The sequence below is a fragment of the Clostridium sp. CTA-17 genome (assembly GCF_054767895.1).
In genome coordinates, this window is sequence record NZ_BAAABF010000036.1 from 1 (window position 1) to 376 (window position 376).

A 376-nucleotide genomic window follows, 5' to 3' on the forward strand; every position below is an offset into this window, starting at 1 on the left:
GAATTTGCAATGTCAAAAGCAAAATTTGAAAGAAGCAAACCACACGTTAACATTGGAACAATCGGTCACGTAGACCACGGTAAAACAACTTTAACAGCAGCTATAACAACAGTTTTAGCACAAGCTGGTGGAGCAGAAGCATTCAAATATGATGAAATAGATAAAGCTCCAGAAGAAAAAGAAAGAGGAATCACAATCAACACAGCACACGTTGAGTACGAAACAGCTAACAGACACTACGCTCACGTTGACTGTCCAGGACATGCTGACTACGTTAAAAACATGATCACTGGAGCAGCTCAAATGGACGGAGCTATATTAGTTTGTTCAGCAGCTGATGGTCCAATGCCTCAAACAAGAGAGCACATCTTATTAT

Annotated in this window: 1 protein-coding gene; it reads left to right on the forward strand. The window is 40.4% G+C overall.

The window, feature by feature from the left end:
* Positions 1-9: 9 nt before the first annotated feature.
* Positions 10-376, forward strand: a 367-nt coding sequence (locus ACYUCG_RS15315; protein WP_460268827.1) for a GTP-binding protein, incomplete at its 3' end; no start/stop codon positions are given.